This window comes from Bradyrhizobium sp. CCH5-F6 (assembly GCF_001556045.1).
GTDB lineage: Bacteria > Pseudomonadota > Alphaproteobacteria > Rhizobiales > Xanthobacteraceae > Bradyrhizobium.
In genome coordinates this window covers 1-16,090 of sequence record NZ_LSIC01000167.1, presented here as the reverse complement: position 1 = coordinate 16,090, position 16,090 = coordinate 1, and the positions used below count along the sequence as shown (strand labels likewise).

At 65.7% G+C, this 16,090-nt stretch carries 15 protein-coding genes and 1 pseudogene; 7 read left to right on the top strand and 9 right to left on the bottom strand.

Annotated elements, in window-relative coordinates; translation table 11 throughout:
* Positions 1-163: 163 nt before the first annotated feature.
* The 3 genes from AX729_RS28605 to AX729_RS28595 all read right to left on the bottom strand — a co-directional run bounded on the left by AX729_RS28605 (position 164) and on the right by AX729_RS28595 (position 4,069).
* Positions 164-1,351 carry a pyridoxal-phosphate-dependent aminotransferase family protein gene (locus AX729_RS28605; protein ID WP_061027538.1) on the bottom strand — a complete coding sequence of 396 codons (1,188 nt, stop codon included), beginning with the start codon at positions 1,349-1,351 and terminating at the stop codon, positions 164-166.
* 107 nt (positions 1,352-1,458) lie between these two features.
* The gene (locus AX729_RS28600) at positions 1,459-2,184 is read right to left on the bottom strand and encodes a thermonuclease family protein (RefSeq protein WP_061027537.1); all 726 of its coding nucleotides are present in this window, start codon (positions 2,182-2,184) and stop codon (positions 1,459-1,461) included.
* Between the two features lie 154 nt (positions 2,185-2,338).
* Positions 2,339-4,069, bottom strand: coding sequence for a hypothetical protein (locus AX729_RS28595; protein ID WP_061027536.1), 1,731 nt, complete (start codon positions 4,067-4,069; stop codon positions 2,339-2,341).
* A gap of 416 nt (positions 4,070-4,485) precedes the next feature.
* Between AX729_RS28595 and AX729_RS28590 the strand changes: the two genes are divergently transcribed.
* The gene (locus tag AX729_RS28590; RefSeq protein ID WP_061027535.1) at positions 4,486-5,334 is read left to right on the top strand and encodes a caspase family protein; all 849 of its coding nucleotides are present in this window, start codon (positions 4,486-4,488) and stop codon (positions 5,332-5,334) included.
* Between the two features lie 178 nt (positions 5,335-5,512).
* Here AX729_RS28590 and AX729_RS28585 read toward each other — a convergent pair whose 3' ends face one another.
* Entirely contained in the window at positions 5,513-6,388 is an 876-nt protein-coding gene (locus tag AX729_RS28585; protein ID WP_061027541.1) for an efflux RND transporter periplasmic adaptor subunit, read from the bottom strand.
* Between the two features lie 287 nt (positions 6,389-6,675).
* Here AX729_RS28585 and AX729_RS28580 point away from each other — a divergent pair, with 287 nt between their 5' ends.
* A complete protein-coding gene (locus tag AX729_RS28580) occupies positions 6,676-7,287 on the top strand; it encodes a PAS domain-containing protein (RefSeq protein ID WP_061027534.1) in 612 nt (203 codons plus the stop codon).
* Between the two features lie 3 nt (positions 7,288-7,290).
* On the opposite strand, the gene AX729_RS40085 is transcribed toward AX729_RS28580, so the two are convergent.
* Positions 7,291-7,461, bottom strand: coding sequence for a hypothetical protein (locus AX729_RS40085; RefSeq protein ID WP_156457266.1), 171 nt, complete (start codon positions 7,459-7,461; stop codon positions 7,291-7,293).
* A 68-nt stretch (positions 7,462-7,529) separates the two neighbouring features.
* Positions 7,530-8,714, bottom strand: coding sequence for a lactonase family protein (locus AX729_RS28575; RefSeq protein WP_061027540.1), 1,185 nt, complete (start codon positions 8,712-8,714; stop codon positions 7,530-7,532).
* Positions 8,715-8,981: 267 nt separating this feature from the next.
* Between AX729_RS28575 and AX729_RS40080 the strand changes: the two genes are divergently transcribed.
* Both AX729_RS40080 and AX729_RS41575 read left to right on the top strand, forming a co-directional pair.
* The gene (locus tag AX729_RS40080; protein ID WP_156457264.1) at positions 8,982-9,158 is read left to right on the top strand and encodes a hypothetical protein; all 177 of its coding nucleotides are present in this window, start codon (positions 8,982-8,984) and stop codon (positions 9,156-9,158) included.
* Positions 9,159-9,251: 93 nt separating this feature from the next.
* The gene (locus AX729_RS41575) at positions 9,252-9,374 is read left to right on the top strand and encodes a hypothetical protein (RefSeq protein WP_283807823.1); all 123 of its coding nucleotides are present in this window, start codon (positions 9,252-9,254) and stop codon (positions 9,372-9,374) included.
* Between the two features lie 109 nt (positions 9,375-9,483).
* Here AX729_RS41575 and AX729_RS28570 read toward each other — a convergent pair whose 3' ends face one another.
* Positions 9,484-10,530, bottom strand: a complete 1,047-nt coding sequence (locus tag AX729_RS28570; RefSeq protein WP_245325432.1) for a GlxA family transcriptional regulator — start codon at positions 10,528-10,530, stop codon at positions 9,484-9,486.
* Between the two features lie 136 nt (positions 10,531-10,666).
* Between AX729_RS28570 and AX729_RS28565 the strand changes: the two genes are divergently transcribed.
* Complete coding sequence (locus AX729_RS28565) at positions 10,667-11,713, top strand: class I SAM-dependent methyltransferase (RefSeq protein WP_061027539.1); 1,047 nt, start codon at positions 10,667-10,669, stop codon at positions 11,711-11,713.
* 79 nt (positions 11,714-11,792) lie between these two features.
* Positions 11,793-11,930 carry a hypothetical protein gene (locus AX729_RS40075; RefSeq protein ID WP_156457263.1) on the top strand — a complete coding sequence of 46 codons (138 nt, stop codon included), beginning with the start codon at positions 11,793-11,795 and terminating at the stop codon, positions 11,928-11,930.
* Positions 11,931-11,942: 12 nt separating this feature from the next.
* Here the strand turns inward: AX729_RS40075 and AX729_RS28560 are convergent, their stop codons facing one another.
* Positions 11,943-14,603, bottom strand: coding sequence for a bifunctional diguanylate cyclase/phosphodiesterase (locus AX729_RS28560; RefSeq protein WP_061027532.1), 2,661 nt, complete (start codon positions 14,601-14,603; stop codon positions 11,943-11,945).
* A 134-nt stretch (positions 14,604-14,737) separates the two neighbouring features.
* On the bottom strand, positions 14,738-15,421 hold the full coding sequence (locus tag AX729_RS28555) for a hypothetical protein (protein ID WP_061027531.1): 684 nt from the start codon (positions 15,419-15,421) through the stop codon (positions 14,738-14,740).
* Positions 15,422-15,602: 181 nt separating this feature from the next.
* Here AX729_RS28555 and AX729_RS28550 point away from each other — a divergent pair.
* A pseudogene (locus AX729_RS28550) lies at positions 15,603-16,090 on the top strand (LysM peptidoglycan-binding domain-containing protein); the annotation flags it as partial.

Sequence of the window (16,090 nt, the reverse complement as noted above, 5' to 3'; positions counted from 1 at the left end):
CCCTCTCCCCTTGTGGGAGAGGGTGGCTCGCCGCGTAGCGGCGAGACGGGTGAGGGGTCTCTATCCGCGCGCATCACTCTCGCAGCGAAGTTTGCGGAGACAACCCCTCATCCGGCGCTTCGCGCCACCTTCTCCCACAGGGGGAGAAGGAAGAAGGCGGCGATTACGCCGCCACTTCCTCCCCGAGATACGCCACCGCCGCCTCGAGCCCGCCCTTGCCATGCGGGATCTTCAGCGCGTTCAGGCCGACCTCGATCACGCCGAGCGTGCCGAGCAGCATCGGCGCATTCACATGTCCCATATGGGCGATGCGGAAGGCCTGTCCGGAGAGGTCGCCGATGCCGGTGCCGAGCACGACGCCGCACTTCTCCTTGCAATAGCGTTGCAGCACGGCCGGGTCGTGGCCGTTGCTCATGGTCACCGTCGTCACGGTGTTGGAGCGCTCGCTCGCTTCGGCCACGTTGAAGCCGAGCACCTGGCCTTCCGACCATACGGCGACCGCACGGCGCGCGGCTTCGGCGAGCAGGCTGTGGCGGCGAAAGGCATTCTCAAGGCCCTCCTCGTGCAACAGGTCGATCGCCCGGCGCAGCGCGAACAACAGATGCACCGGCGCGGTGCCGGCATATTTGCGGTAGTTCTCGGTGCCCTCGCGCTCGCTCCAGCTCCAATAGGGCGTCGACATGTTGGCCTTCTTGTGCACCTCGAGCGCACGTGCATTGGCGGCGACGAAGCCGAGGCCGGGCGGCGTCATCAAGCCCTTCTGCGAGCCGGACATCGCGACATCGATGCCCCATTTGTCCATCTCGAACGGCATGCAGCCGAGCGAAGCCACGGTGTCGACCATGTACAGCGCGGGATGGCCGCTCGCCTTGATCGCCTTGCCGATCGCCTCGATGTCGTTCTGCACGCCCGAGGCCGTGTCGACCTGGACCACGACGACCGCCTTGATCGTGTGCTCCTTGTCGCGGCGCAGGCGCTCCTCGACCTCGTGCGGTCGCACCGCACGGCGCCAGTCGCCCTTGAGCACCTCGACCTCGGCGCCCATCAGGGCCGCCGCATTGCCCCAGCCGATCGCGAAGCGCCCGCTCTCCAGCACCAGCACCTTGTCGCCGCGCGACAAGACGTTGCTCAGCGCCGCTTCCCAGGCGCCGTGACCGTTGGCGATGTAGATGTAGGACTTGCCCTTGGTCGCAAACAGCTTCGAGATGTCGCTGAGCAGGCTCTCGGTCAGGTCGAGCATCTCCTTGGAGTAGATGTCGATCGCCGGACGGTGCATCGCCCGCAGCACCTCGTCGGGCATCGTGGTGGGCCCGGGGATGGCCAGAAATTCCCGGCCCGCGCGAACGGTCATTGCTGTTGGTCCTTGTTGCTCGAGGACGGATCGGTGGGTTGTTGAATTACACTCTTACGCGCCGCCGATCGCCAAGAAAAGCACGCAAAATGCAGGTCAGGGCTGGGTTATCGCTTCGTCTCGCGACAGCCTGCTGCCTCTGCCTCCTCGACCGAGCAGAACCAGCGGGTGCCCTTGCTGATCTTCATCTTGATCTGGGTGTACCAGCGGCTGGTCGGCTGGTGATAGATGCACTCGCCGGCGCTGTTCACGTTGCCCTTGATGGTGCAGTCCGGCGAGGGCGCGACCGGTCCCGAGGCCGAGGCGAGCAGCACCGCATGCGCCCCGTCGGGCGGCTTGGTGGCGCCAAGGACGGCCGTTTTCTTGTTGCGCTCGCGCCAGTCCCACGGCGCGATGAAGGCGCCCTGCCACATCCCGGCCTTGGCTTCGCGCGCGGCCTTTTCATCCGCGGCATAGTCGTGGGACATGCGCGTGTAGGCCAGTGCCCAGCCGCTGCGCACCAGCCATTTCTGGATGTCCTCGCCGCCGACCTCGCAGCGCGCCACGGTGCGGCCGCGCCGGTCGACAGACCTCGAGTGGCAGACCCAGCTCTTGCCGTCGGTATATTTGGCGAGCTCATCGCGCGCCGCGACGCCGCAGGTCCAGCGCTCGGTCTTGGTGTTGAGGCAGAGCTGGTCGACCGCGGGCGCGTCGATGCCGCCGAGCCGGATGCGCGTGTTGCCGATCACGACGGCATCGCCCGCGCGCACTTTGGCAATGCCGGTGATGTCGGCGGCCTGGGCGAGCGACGGCAGGGCAAGGAAAGACAGTGCAATCAAAGTTCTTCGCAGCATGCCGGTCCGCGCGTGATGAGATACCGGTAGAGCCCGCAATTGTGGTCGGCTTTTGACCTCGCTGCCAGCATATGGCTGACCGATGGCTTTCAACTTCCCGTCATCGAAGCGGGCAAGTTGCGAATAGGGAATGGCGAATAGGGAGCGACGAGCGCTATTCGCCATTCACCATTCGCCTCCGTGCCACCGCCAGTCCCATCAGCACGAAGGCCGAGGTCACCTCGGGACCGCCGACCAGAATCCGCGTCGGCGTCTTCATCTTGTTCCATTCATAGGCGCGAAACGGGCCGCGGCGGCCGCCTTCGCCCAGGCTTGCGACGATGACGTTCAGGGCCGGCGCGAAGGCACGCGGGTCGGCGCCGAGATGGCCGAGCGCGATCAGCGCCAGCGCGGCGTCGAACACGTTCATCTCGGCAGCCATCAGCTCGCCCTGGACGTAGGACAGCACGCGGTGGCGGATGAAATCGAAATCGCCGTCGGGATCGATCGCGGCCTGCGCCGCCAGCGGCAGTGCCAGGAAGGCTGCATAGCAGCGGCCGAAATAGGCGCTGTAGAGCTCGGGCAGGTAATAGATGTGCGAGCGTGGATTGGCGAAGGCGCCGCTGGCCGCCAGGCGCTTCTGGAAGCCGATGATGCGATGCACGGTGGCGAGCCGCGCCGGCGTCTCCAGGATCTTCCAGCGCGCCAGGTTGCGAAAGCTGACCTCGAGAATGTCCAGATTGAGCGTCGGATCGAGATCGTTGCCGTAAGGGCGCTCGCCCGCGAGGTTGTCGATCCAGGTCGCAACCCCGCCCTCATAGTCGATATTGTCGTTGAGCGGCACGGTCACGCGCGGCGCGTTGACACCCGCGCGCACCTGATAGCCCGCGTAGAAATCCAGCAATGGCTGGTCGATGATCGGATCGGTGCAGCCGGCCTGCGTTGCGGCGGAGATCGAGCACGCCGTGGTGTCGCAATCCGGCACGTAGATGCCGAAGCCGAGATCCTGCTTGATCTGGGCGAAGTAGCGGGAGAAGCGCGGATGCGGCGCCGGCGCGAGCGCGGTGATGACGTTGAAGCGCACCCCGTCGATGCCTTCGACCTCTTCGCGGCTGATGTTGACGCAAAAATCCACCATGTCGGCGATCGCGCGCTCAGCGGCGGTCTTGTCGGCCGGCGAGGCGAGCCCGGTCTCGACGTAGCTCAGCAGCGCCTCGATGAAGAACGCATCGTAATAGGCCGAGCGGTGGCGGATCTGCACCGGTTCCCACATCGGCTCCGCGATGCCCTTCCAGGGCGGATTGACCACATCGCGCGCGGGAGAGCGCGCGATGAAGACGCGGGCGAGGTTGAACAGCAGCGAGGAATTCTTGTAGCCGCGCGCGTTCAGCCCCGTGAGCGCCATGATCAGCTCGGGTCCGCGGAAATCGGGATCGCCGATCAGGTTGAAGGCGGCATAGGTCGGCAGGAAGCCGTTCTTGCGATACGAGCCGAGCAGGTGCTGGGCACAGTCGCGGATCACGCCGTCGATCTGCGCGCCCTGCGGCATGGCGGCGGGGAACGGCACCGGCGGCGGCCTGGGGTGGTCGAGCGCGATGCTGTCGACGAGATCGGCGATCGGCCGCCCGACCGCCGCCCAGTCGGGCTCGACCTCGTCGCGCGCGTGGGCGAGTGCATCGCGCAGCCGGGTCAGCCTGGCCTCGTCGCGCAGCTCGGGCAGGCCGGCACGGCGGAGCAGGATCCGCAGCGCGGGATTGCCGAGTGCGGTCTTGTAGAATTTGGCCAGATGCGGATCGCCGCTGGCCGCCCCAGACAATACGGGATCGCAGACGTCGTAAAGCGAGGGGCCGTCCTTCCGCGCCGTCAGCGCCCGGCAGGCGGCGCCGGCAAAATATTGAAAGCTCATGAAATACCTGGTCGCGGGGCCTTGGTCGGGGACGGCCGGCACGCTCCCATCTGCGCACCACCCCTGCAAGTCGTTGAAAAATTACCTGGATTCGCAGGAAATACAATGTGATGAACGTCACGGAATACCAGGCGCGAGGGCTGCGCAATCGACCTCCGGAAGGCTACGGAGGAGCCCAAAAACGGGGGAATTTGAGCCCGAGAATACATAGTATATTCAATTGCTTAGCTCAAATTTATAGCAATCTATTGCCCCAGGGCCTATATGCGGTTAAGGGTTTATTTGGTGCGGCGCCGCAAATTGCGCGCAATTCGGGGGCACACCCCCGGCCAATCCCTCAAACCTAAAGACGCTATCGCGCTACTCAAACAGTGTGCGCGCGCTTGGCTGGTCTTTGGCACAGGAAACGAACCGAGATGAATCTAAAGCAGCTCGACCTTTCCAGACGCACGATCGCCCTCGCCGCAGCCCTCATCGGCACGGTGTCGCTGGTGATCGGCGCACATGCTGCTCTCAACATGCGCGCGATCGATGCCGCCAAGTCCGTCTCGACCGACCAGATCACCGGCTCGATCGGCCAGACCTCGCGCCTGGCCCTGGTCATCGGCAATGGCCATTACCCCGACGCCAGTGCGCCCCTGACGCAGTCGATCAACGATGCCCGTGCGCTGTCCTCGTCGCTGCGCAAGAACGGCTTCGACGTCGACATGGTGGAAGACGCGACCAAGGACGACATGGTCCGCGCCGTCAATCGCCTGAAGTCCCGGATCAAGCGTGACAGCGTCGTGATGCTGTTCTTCGGCGGCTATGGCGTGCAGGCCGGCCGCGAGAGCTACATGCTGCCGGTCGATGCCGTGATCTGGAAGGAAAAGGACGTCCGTCGCCAGGGCGTGTCGATCGAGGGCGTGCTCGAGATGATGAAGGAGCAGGGCGCCAAGGCGAAGCTCGTCGTGGTCGACGCCTCCCGCCGCAATCCTTACGAGCGCCGCTTCCGCTCCTACAGCCACGGCCTCGCGCCGATCAGCGCGTCGGACAATGCGCTGATCCTCACCTCCGCCGCGCCCGGCAAGGTCGTCGACGACGGCAAAGGCGAGCACAGCGTGCTCGTCAGCGAGTTCCTCAATAATCTCAGCAAGCAGGGCAGCGCGGAAAGCGTCTTCAACAAGACCCGCCTCGCCATCTCCCGCGCCAGCGAAGGCGACCAGGTCCCGACGGTTTCCTCCTCGCTGCTCGAGGACGTCCAGTTCGGCGAAGCCGGCGGCTAGCCGCAGTTTGTAGGATGGGCAAAGGCGCAACGCGCCGTGCCCACCATCTTTCACATAGTGCTGCCGTAACGCACACCTGTCTCTCCATCGTCATTGCGAGCGTAGCGAAGCAATCCAGAATCTTTCCGCGGAGGGACTCTGGATTGCTTCGCTGCGCTCGCAATGACGATCGTGGCTGCTACTTCGCCGCTTCCGCGCTCGCCATCACCGGACGCACCGGATCGCCTTCGCGCAGCAGTGCGCCGGCGCGGGCGACGACGACGTCGCCTTCGTTGAGGCCGTCGCGGACCTCGATATTGCCGCCCGACATCAGGCCGGTCTCGACCCGCTTGGTCTCGACGCGGTTGCGCCGGATCACCTGGACCACGGTGCCCGCGGATGAATACTGCACGGCGGTCAGCGGCACCGCGACGTTGCAGCTCTGCCCGGTCTTGATCAGCGCGCGCCCGCTTGCGTTCAGGAGCAGCCGCTTCTGCGAGGAGATGCCGATATAGACCATCCCCTGCTGGATGTTCGGCTCGACGGTCGGACCGATGCGGCGCACCTTGCCGCCGATGTCGTCGCCGCTCGCGACCCGCACGGTCGCTTGCTGGTTGACCGCGAGCTTGCGCATGTCGCTGGTGGCGACGAGACCGACGAGATCGTATTCGCTGCGCGCCACGATCGTGAACAACGCCTCGCCCTTGGCCGAGGCGAAGTTGCCGATCTGCGCAGTCGAGGTCGCGATCACGCCCGCCACGGGGGCCGTCACCTGAAGCGTGCCGCCTTCGGGCAGCGCCAGCCGCGCCAGCACCTGGCCGGCGGTGGTGGTATCGCCGGCTTCCGCCAGAACGTCGGTGACCTTCAGGCCGGGACGTTCGGGCCGCACCGAGGTTTCCTCGCGCGCGATGATCGTACCGGTCGCCTCGACGATGTCGGAGAAGCAGGATTTCGCGACCTTCAGCACAGTGACCGCTGGTCCCTTGGGCGCGTCCGGATGGGAGCTTAAGGCGAGCAGGCCGGCAAATGCTGCGGGACGCAGGTTTCGAACGACGGCACGGGGCAAATGACGCATCGGAAATTCCACAGGAGCTATGCCTCCAATCGATAGCAGATGGCTGCCGCCCGCACTACGGCCGCGTCGTCCCAAGACGGGATGCCGCGCCGCCGCAGGCAATCGCGGCAAGTCCTTGATTAGTCGCGGGATTGGACAACAGGTTCGCTCCCCTCGGCCTGGTCGCCGTGGCTGCCTGCGCTTCGGGTGCGGCCGATTATGGCCTTCTCATCTGCCAGAGCCAACTGTATGGACCTACCTCAGGAAAGATGCGGTCTTGCCACCGCACAGCTGGCGGTTGAGACGAGATGCAGCAGTTCGTTTGCGAGCAGAATATCGTTCATTTCGAGCGCCTGCTCGATGAGGCGACCGATCCGACGGTCCAGAGCACCGTGCGCGCGCTGCTGGCATCGGCGAAGCGCCAGCTGGCGTTGCTGAACTCGGCTGCGTCCGGTGCCGATGCGACCCCGCTCGGACGGCGCCGGCGGCAGCATGTCGACGCCGCAACGATCCGGCGGCAATTCCAGCCGGAGTTCGACACCTCGCCGCATCCCTATATGCTGCTGGACCCGGGCCCGGGCCTGTCGATCGTCGACGTCAACGATGCCTATGCGGCTGCGACCCTCACCAGCCGGGCCGACGTCGTCGGCCGGTCGCTGTTCGAGGTATTTCCCGACAATCCCGACGATCCGCTCGCCGATGGCGTCAGCAATCTCTACGGCAGCTTACGGAGCGTCGGCGAGACGGGGCGTGCCCACGCCATGGCGATCCAGCGCTACGACATCCGGGATTCCGACGGCACCTTCGTCGAGCGTCATTGGCAGCCGATCAATTCGCCGATCCACGACGCGACCGGCCAACTGATTTTCCTGCTGCACCATGTCGAAGACGTCACGGCGCAGGTCACGGCGTCGCGGTAACCATCAGCCGCGGCGATCGCCCAGCAGCTTGCCGGTGGCGCGTTCGATCAGATGAAGCCGGGTGCAGGCCGGACAGGACACGGACACGAGCGTGCGATCGGCCGGCTCGTCGGTAAAACGATGCTGCACGTTCAGGCCGGTCTGAGGGCATTTGAAGACGATAGGTCGGTCCATGACCGAGATATGACGCCAAGCCGGGCCTTGCGAAATTACGGATGTTTACGTAGGTCGGCCGCGTCCATTCACGGCAGGCTCACGAACTCGACCCAGTTCGGCTTCTTGCCGGTGGGATAGGAATTCAGCTTGGCCAGCGCGCCGCTGCTCTGGTCGATGGCATGGACCGTCATGCCGTCCGAGAGCTCGCCGACCGCGGCGAGGTACCGCCCCGTTGGATCGATGGCGAAGCCGCGCGGCTGCTTCTCGGTCGGCACGCTGCCGATCGCGGTCAGCTTGCCGCTTGATCCATCGACCTTGTAGGCGGCGAGCGTGCTGGTGGTGCGCTCTGAGGCGTAGAGGAAGCGCCCGTCGGGAGTGATGTGGATGTCGGCGGCCCAAGGCTTCTTGTCCCAAGGCTTCTTGTCCCAAGGCTTCTTGTCGGGCTCCTTGGCACTGAATCCTTCAGGCAGGGCGGTGGTGCGCTGGATCTCCTTCCAGGCGCCGCTCGCGGCCTCATAGGCGAACGCCGCGACGTCGCCGTTCAGCTCGTGCAGGAGATAGACGAACTTGCCGCCCGGGTGAAACACGAAGTGCCGCGGTCCCGATTTCGCCGGCACCTTGTGGACCGGCGGATCGCCCGGCGTCAGCGTGCCGGAGGCGGCATCGAACGCGAAGCTCAGGACCTGGTCGGAGCCGAGATTGGTGGCGAACACGAAGCGGTTGTCGGGCGAGGGCAGGAAGGCGTGGGCGTTCAGACCGGTCGGGATCACCTGCTTGGGCTCGCCGACGACGCCATCTGCAAGGAGCGGATTCAGCGCGACCTTGTTGCCGCCATAGGAGGCGCTGAACAGGAACTTGCCGCTGCGGTCGATGGCGATATGAGCCATGCTGTCTGCGAGCGGTCCATTGCCGAGATGGCTGAGCCGGCCCGTCTTGGGATCGATCGCAAAGCTCACCGCGAGGTATGGCTGCGAGCGGATGCCGGCGATCAGCACGCGGTGGTCGGGCGTGATCGCGAGCGGTGTCGAGGAGCCGGGCTTTTCGACGCCCTTGAAGGTGGCCGTCTGCACGAGCGTCATCTCGCCGCTCTCGGCCATCCTGAACACGCTGATGTCGTTGCTGTCGGCATTGCCGACATAGGCGAAGGTCTCGGCCATTCCGGCACGGGCTCCAGAAATGAGAGTGAGAGAAGCGAACAGGATGGTGGCGATCGCAGCGCGTGATGCTTTGGATGCGGCTCCTCGGGGCGGTCTCGACGTCTGCCTCGACATCATTTTCGACATCGTTTTCGACATGGGCTCCTCCTGTCGCCGGCTCGCGGTGTCGCCGTTTGGCCGGCGAGGATAGCGGCAGGCGCGCGGGTGCACCAAATTCCAATGGGGATCAATCGATGCCAGAATCGCATCGGTGACGCCGGGCTGGCTGGTGCACCGCCGTCGTGCGGCAGTGCACTGCAAAGCGCGACGCTCCAATAAGCATACGGTTCGAAAAGGCAGATGCCGCTGCGAACCAATGCCGTGCGAGCGCATTGAACCGGCATGCCCCGTGAAAACGATCTCGAAGGTAAGGCCGACATGGGCGGCAAGCATGGCGGTCAAGCCGGTCAGCCCAAGCCTCCGCCGCGCCCCCAGGAGGGCGAGCGCGACGGCGACGTCGTGGCAAAGCGCCACACCGGCCAAACCGATCGCGCGCCGCCATCGACCAAACAAAAATAGCGCTTTGCCCCCGAGATCAGGTTCGCTCCGGGGGACGGCAGTCCCGCCTGTGGACTTGTCCCCGGGCGAAGGAAATCAAAGGGAGGGTGGCTCGTGTTTTGGATCTGTTGGAACACCGCCTGGTCGCTGATCATCAGCGGCATCATGGTCGCCACCATCGTCAGCCACCCCGACGCCGAATTCGCCGAGGTGCGAGCGGCGCGGCGATCGATGTGAGCTTCCCGATCTCGCGGGTTTGATCATCTTTTTAGCGAGGCCTGAGCAGACGAGGGCGGAGAGCCGCCGCGGTCAGGACTGCCTGCAGCCAGCGTGATCCCTGCCGCCGTCAGCCGGCCGCCCGCCGCGGCCTGACCGATGTGGCGGCGGCCGGGGACCGGGATTCCGTGACGTAGTCGGGAAGCTGAAACTTGCGCCGGTAGTCCTTCGGTGACACGCCGGCCTGCTTTCGAAACAAGCGGCGGAACGACGCCACATCCTCGTAGCCGACCTCGCGGCAGATATCCTCGATGGCCGTTTCCGTCGTCTCGAGCAGTTGCTTGGCCTCCTCGATGCGCAGCGTCTGCACATAAGCGAGCGGAGAATAGCCGGTCGCCGCGCGGAAGCGGCGATCGAATGAGCGCTTCGGCAATCCGGAGTGATGCACCAGCGCCGCAATGAGGTCCTGCCGCTGATAGTTCTGCGCGATGTAGTCCTGGCACTTCCTGACCACGCCGTCGCCGTGATCCACGTTCTGCACCATCGAGGCGAACGGCAACTGGCCGTCGCGATGCCACTGGTAGAGAAAGAGCTTCGAGATACGGATCGCCTCTTCCGTCCCGCCATATTTCGCGACGATCAGCAGCGCGAGATCCTGCCAGGACGATGCGCCGCCTCCGCAGACGAGATTGTGTCCCGGGCCGTTCTGCACCAGGACGCGCTCCATGCGGAGCTTGATCTTGGGGAAATGCTTTCGAAACACCGGCTCGTAGACCCAGTGTGTGGTTGCCTCGCAGCCGTCGAGCAGACCGGCCTCGGCGAGCACGAGAGACCCGCCGCAGGATCCGTACATCTGCGCGCCCGCTTCGTGCATCCGCCTGATCCATGCAATGAGCCGGCGATCGAGCACGGCGGTGCCCGTCTCTGCCGTGACGATCACATTGGGCACGAACACGATGTCGGTCGATTTAACGTGATCGGCCAGGTCCTGCGGCAGGATGCTGACGCCAGTGATCAGCTTGATCGGGCCGGGCTCGGCGCCCACCAGCCGCGGTTCGAACAGGCCCTCCGGCGTGCCGCCCTTGACGCCGTCCCACACCCGTCCCGCGCCCCACAACGTATCGAATACGCCGTAGATGATCGACGGATCGCATTCGGCGAACACCGGAATACTCACGCGTACACGTCCACGTGACATTCTGCAGCCTCTGGCTCGATTGGCTCGAAACTGACTATTCTGCCTCTCCATCCGCAAGTCCAGACACCGTATGTCGCACCTCAACGGCGCATCTCCGCGCCTCGAGGAGGAAGGCATGAACCTGGATGAGAGAAAGCTCGAGCAGCTGCTCGGACTGGTCGTCAACGAACTCGGCGCTGCCTCCAATGCGGCGCTGGTCGTGCTCGGCGATCGACTGGGATTATTCCGCGCTTTGGCCGAAAGCCCGATGACGTCAGCCGAGCTGGCCAAGCGAACAGGGACTCACGAACGCTACGTTCGCGAATGGCTGTCGTCACAGGCGGCCTCTGGCTTCGTGAGCTTTGATGCGACGAACGACACGTTCTGCATGACACCGGAGCAGACGGCCGTATTCGCGGATGAGAACAGTCCGGTGGCGATGGTCGGCGGCTTCAGCCTGCTGCCGGCAGTCTACCACGACGAGCCGCGACTGGCCGAGGCGTTCAAGACCGGCAAGGGCCTGCGCTGGAGCGATCATTGCAATTGCATGTCCTGCGGCGTCGACCGCTTCTTCCGGCCCGGCTATCGCGCGCATCTGATCGCCGAATGGCTGCCTGCGCTGGACGGCGTCGTCGAGAAGCTGGAGCGAGGTGCCAGGGTCGCGGACGTCGGTTGCGGTCACGGCTATTCGACCCGGCTGATGGCCGAAGCATTCCCGAACTCGGATTTCATCGGCATCGACTACGACGAGGCCTCGATCGACTGCGCACGGTCCGAAATCTCCGGCGCGCGCAATCTGCGTTTCGAGGTTGCCAAGGCGCAGGATTTCGCAGGATCGGGCTTCGATCTCGTGACGATGTTCGACGCGCTGCACGACATGGGCGACCCCGTCGGCGCAGCCCGCCACATTCGCGCTGCGCTGAAGCAGGACGGCACGCTGATGCTGGTGGAGCCGGCGGCGGGGGACAGTCTGGCCGACAATCTCAATCCGGTCGGGCGGGTCTATTATGCGGGCTCCACCCACATCTGTCTTCCGACGTCGCTGAGCCAGGACGTCGGTCTGGGACTCGGGGCGCAGGCTGGCGAGAAGCGTATCGCGCAGGTGTTGCGGCAAGGCGGCTTCTCGCAGATCGGCAAGGCTGCCGGCTCGCCCTTCAACATGATCCTGGAGGCGCGGCCATGACGGCCGCGCCCATCCTTGCGCGATCCATCAGCACGATTGCAGTCCGGGAGCACACTGCGGACGCGAGGCGAGAACAGCCGTGATCGACATCGTCTTCTATCTCCTTCTCGCCCGCACCTCGCTGGTCGCCAGCCTGCCCCGCCTGTCCTGGCGGCGGCTGGCTGCGCTCGGCCGCCGTCGTTGGCGCGCGTTCTGGGCGGTCACCGCGGGCGCGTGAGCGATGCCGGTGCTAAGCTGCCGCCTGCGCTGCCAGCAGCTGCTTCAGTTTCGCCGCAGGCACCGCGGGGCTGAACAGCCAGCCCTGCATCTGGCTGCAGCCGAACCGGCGCAGCACCTCGCGCTGAGCCTCGGTCTCGACGCCTTCGGCCGTTGTCGCCATGTGGCGGGCGGCGGCCATGTGCACCACGGCCCGCACGATCGGCGAGGAATCCTCGGGCTCGCCGATGTCGCTGATGAAGCTGCGGTCGATCTTGATCTTGTCGAAGGGGAAGCGGTGCAGATAGCTCAGCGAGGAGTAGCCGGTGCCGAAATCGTCGAGCGCGATGCGCACGCCCAGCTCGCGCAGCTGCTGGAGGATCGTCAGTGCCTCCTCGTCGTCGCGGATCAGGACGGTCTCGGTGATCTCGAGCTCGAGTCGTCCCGGCGCGAGCCCTGACTCCGCGAGCGCGGCGGCGACCTTGAGCGCCAGCGTGCGCGAGCGGAACTGGACCGGCGAGACGTTGACCGCGATGTGAATCTGGCCGGGCCATGATGCGGCTTCGAGGCAGGCCTGCTTCAGTACCCACTCGCCGATCTCGCCGATCAGGCCGGTCTCTTCCGCAACGGGAATGAAGTCCGCGGGCGAGACCATGCCGCGCTCCGGGTGGCGCCAGCGCAGCAGCGCCTCGCAGCCGGTGACCACATTGGCCGCGAGGTCGACCAGCGGCTGGTAGTGCACCTCGAACTCGCCGCGCGCGAGCGCGTGACGCAAATCGAGCTCGAGCTGCCGGCGCTGCCGCGCCTTGGCGTCGTATTCCGGTGCGAAGACGCGGAAGGTGCGGCGCCCTTCCGATTTCGCCGCATACATCGCAAGATCGGCGCGCTTGAGCAGATCGTCGAGATTGTCGCCGTGATCGGGCGCGATGGCGATGCCGATGCTGGCATCGGTCGGGACCTCCTGGCCCTTGCAGTTCACCGGCGCGCGCAACGCCCCGAGGATCTTCTCCGCCAGCGCCGTCAATTCGGCCGGATCGCTGGTACCGGCCTTCACGATGGCGAATTCGTCGCCGCCGAGCCGCGCGACCATGTCGTTGCCGGTGACGCAGGCGCGCAAGCGGCTCGCCACCTGGCGCAGCAATTCGTCGCCGACCTCGTGGCCCAGCGAATCGTTGACGCCCTTGAATTCGTCGACGTCGATGTAGAGGATCGCGAACGGCTTGCCCTGGCCGAGTTCGGCGACGCGGCGCTCCAGATGTCCGCGCAGCAGCGCGCGATTGGGAAGATCGGTCAGCGCGTCGTAATGCGCCATATGGGCGATGCGCTCGTCGGCGCGGATGCGCTCGCTGACGTCGTCATGGGTGGCAAGCCAGCCGCCGGCGGCGCCGGGCTGGTTCTTGATCTCGATCAGGCGGCCGTCGGCGGTCTCGACGATGGCGCTCTGGGTGCGGCCGGCATTGCTCAGGATGTCATCGCAATAGGCCTCGACGTCGCCCTGGAACGAGCCGGTGTCCCGGCGGTGCCGGATCACGTCGCGGAAATGGACGCCCGGCTTCACCACCTCGGCCGACAGACCATACATCTCGATGTAGCGCCGGTTGCAGACGATCAGCCGCTCGTCCTGGTCGAACATCAGCAGGCCCTGCGTCATGGTGTTCATGGCGGTGTCGAGCCGCTGCTTCTCCAGCGAGAGCCGGTGCGTCACCTGGCGGAAGATCAGATAGAGCGTGAGCACGAGCAGGCCGATCGACAGCACGGCCACGGTGACGAAGAATTTCGTCTGCGTGCGCCAGGTCGCCAGCGTCGCATCCAGCGACTTGGTCGCAACCACCACCAGCGGCTCGCCGGCGAGCAGGCGCGAGGCGACGATGCGGTCCTTGCCGTCGATCGGGCTTGCGAGCTGGGTGGTGACGAAGGTGCGCTCGAACACCGCCATCTGCTCCGGCGTGCCCTTGCGGAAGTTCTGCCCGATCATGTCGTCGACGCGCGGAATGCGCGCGAGCAGCTGGCCGTTCTGGTGATGCATCGCGATCGAGGAATCCTCGCCGAGGCCGGTCGAGGCAAAGAAGGATTCGAGCTGCTCGGGCGCGATCGCACGCGAGACCAGCCCGAAGAATTCGCCGTGCGGGCCGGAGACGCGCCGCGCGAACACGATCGCCGGTCCGCTGCCGAGCCGGCCCTGCACGACCTCGACCTCTTCCTGCGCAGCCGGATCGTTCTTGAGGCGATTGAAATAGGCGCGATCGGCGACCGAGATGTCGGCGACCGGCCAGCGCCGCGACGAGTTGATCAGCACGCCCCTGGAATCGAACAGATTGGCGCCGGCAACGTCGAACCAGCCGCTGGCTTTTGCACGCATCACCTCGTGCATGGCCAGTGTGCCCATCTCGCTGCGGAACACGTCGGCGGATTCCATGCCGCGGCTTTCGAGCTCGGCGACGATGCTCTTCTGGAGCACCGCGAAATCCTCGAACTGGCGGTCGAAATGCCGGGCCAGCATGCGGACGGAGTTCTCCAGGCTGTCGCGGCCGCTCTCGATGGCATTTTGCCGAAAGCGGTCGACCGTGAGCGCGGTGCCGAAGGCGGTTGCGGCCATCAGCACGAAGCCGCCGGCGATCAGCCACGTCAGCGGCGCCCCGCGCCAGCGGCGCAGCAACGCGCGCAGTCGCGCGGTCCATCGGATCGATGTGCCCATCCAGCCCTCCCGTGGGATGCAAGATGCAGCAAAACCGACAAGACCCCGTTACCAGCAAGCGTTAGGAAAGTATGAATCGCGCGAAATCGGGAAGCTGGTTCTCCGCAGCCCTGCCTCCCGGGTGCGGTCGAGACTCACCGCTTGATCTCCCACCGGAGCGATTCCGCGTTCGCCTTGGCGAACTCCGCCGGCACGTCGAAGGTGCCCGTCTGGAGGTCGTAGCGGCAGCGCCAGCCGGCGAGGCCCTTCACCGCGACGTTCCTGGGATGCTTGTCCATTTCGCCCGACAGCGAGATCACGAGGTAGCGGTTCTCGGGCCAGCGAACGCCGAGATTGCGATAGGCCTCGTCCGTGCCCTTCACGAGATTGGCCGAGATGTGATCGTCGAGCTTCATCTTCCTCGTGTCCGTGCGGCTGCGAAAATAGGCCCAGGCGAGCTCGCTGAGCGGCTTTTGCGTCGCACTGACGAAGGTGCCCTTCTCGGCACGATAGAGATGGAGGTCCTTGGAGCCGGAGCCGGTCTTTTGTATCCGCACCAGCCATTGCGAGTCGCTGGTGAAGCGGAAGGCGGCCGGATAGTCCTGCTCGGGCTTCAGCTCGGTCATCTCTTCGCCGCGTCGCGCCCAGACCTGCCACTTGATGTCGGAATCCTGGCCCTCCCTCACATATTGCTCGAGCCTGGTGGCGCCATCGGGCGAGGTGAAGGCGAGATCGGCATCGCCGGAAAGGGTGAAGCCCGCCGGCGGGCGGGAGGCGGGTGAGGCGGCCAGCGTCAGGACGAGCGCTAGCCAGCAGGCGGGACGGAGAAATACGGCCACGAGAAATTCCCTGGAGACATGCCGCGATACGGCCTCGACGATTGGACGCCGGCGCGGTTGCGCCGGTTCATCCCGGGTGCCCGGGGATCGCGGCTTATCATCCCATCGACCGTCTTGCTGCCGCAGCCAAATCGGCGCACCTTGCCGGCCTCGGCTGATTTGCCATCCAAGGTCCTTTCAGATGATCACCGCGTCCAAGGCCTTCATTGCCTTCTGTCTTCTCGCGCTGGCCGGCACCGCGCTGGTGATCGGCCCGACCGAGCTGCGCCGCCTGCTGCCGGACGGATCGAAGACCGCCGTCGCCGCCAAGCCGGAGGCCAAGGTGGATCCCAACAAGCCAGATCCCAAGCTCGAATCCAAAGCTGAAGCCAGGGTCGAGCCCAAACCCGAAGCGCTCAAGCCGGACCAGCCCAAGCTTGCCGCCGTCGCGTCGCCGGCGCCGGCCCCCGCACCCGAGCCGAAGCCGGGCGCGCTGGCCGAGACCCAGAAGCAGGTCACGGCCGCGCTCGCCGATCTCGCGCCGGTCAAGCCGCCGCCGGCGGTTGCGGATGGTGGCCCCCGTTTCGACGTCGCCCGCATCGACGATCACGGCGAGGCGGCGGTGATCGCGGGCCGCGCCGCGCCGGGTGCGAAGGTCGAGCTGCTGCGCGACGGCAAGCCGCTCGATAC

Excerpts from the sequence above, each read along its gene's own strand:
- AX729_RS28595 (WP_061027536.1), bottom strand. The coding sequence starts at position 4,069 with ATGAGCTTTCAATATTTTGCCGGCGCCGCCTGCCGGGCGCTGACGGCG.
- AX729_RS28600 (WP_061027537.1), bottom strand. The coding sequence starts at position 2,184 with ATGCTGCGAAGAACTTTGATTGCACTGTCTTTCCTTGCCCTGCCGTCG.
- AX729_RS40080 (WP_156457264.1), top strand. The coding sequence starts at position 8,982 with ATGCCCCGTGAAAACGATCTCGAAGGTAAGGCCGACATGGGCGGCAAG.
- AX729_RS28580 (WP_061027534.1), top strand. The coding sequence starts at position 6,676 with ATGCAGCAGTTCGTTTGCGAGCAGAATATCGTTCATTTCGAGCGCCTG.
- AX729_RS28590 (WP_061027535.1), top strand. The coding sequence starts at position 4,486 with ATGAATCTAAAGCAGCTCGACCTTTCCAGACGCACGATCGCCCTCGCC.
- AX729_RS28560 (WP_061027532.1), bottom strand. The coding sequence starts at position 14,603 with ATGGGCACATCGATCCGATGGACCGCGCGACTGCGCGCGTTGCTGCGC.
- AX729_RS28585 (WP_061027541.1), bottom strand. The coding sequence starts at position 6,388 with ATGCGTCATTTGCCCCGTGCCGTCGTTCGAAACCTGCGTCCCGCAGCA.
- AX729_RS28575 (WP_061027540.1), bottom strand. The coding sequence starts at position 8,714 with ATGTCGAGGCAGACGTCGAGACCGCCCCGAGGAGCCGCATCCAAAGCA.
- AX729_RS40085 (WP_156457266.1), bottom strand. The coding sequence starts at position 7,461 with ATGGACCGACCTATCGTCTTCAAATGCCCTCAGACCGGCCTGAACGTG.
- AX729_RS28565 (WP_061027539.1), top strand. The coding sequence starts at position 10,667 with ATGAACCTGGATGAGAGAAAGCTCGAGCAGCTGCTCGGACTGGTCGTC.
- AX729_RS28605 (WP_061027538.1), bottom strand. The coding sequence starts at position 1,351 with ATGACCGTTCGCGCGGGCCGGGAATTTCTGGCCATCCCCGGGCCCACC.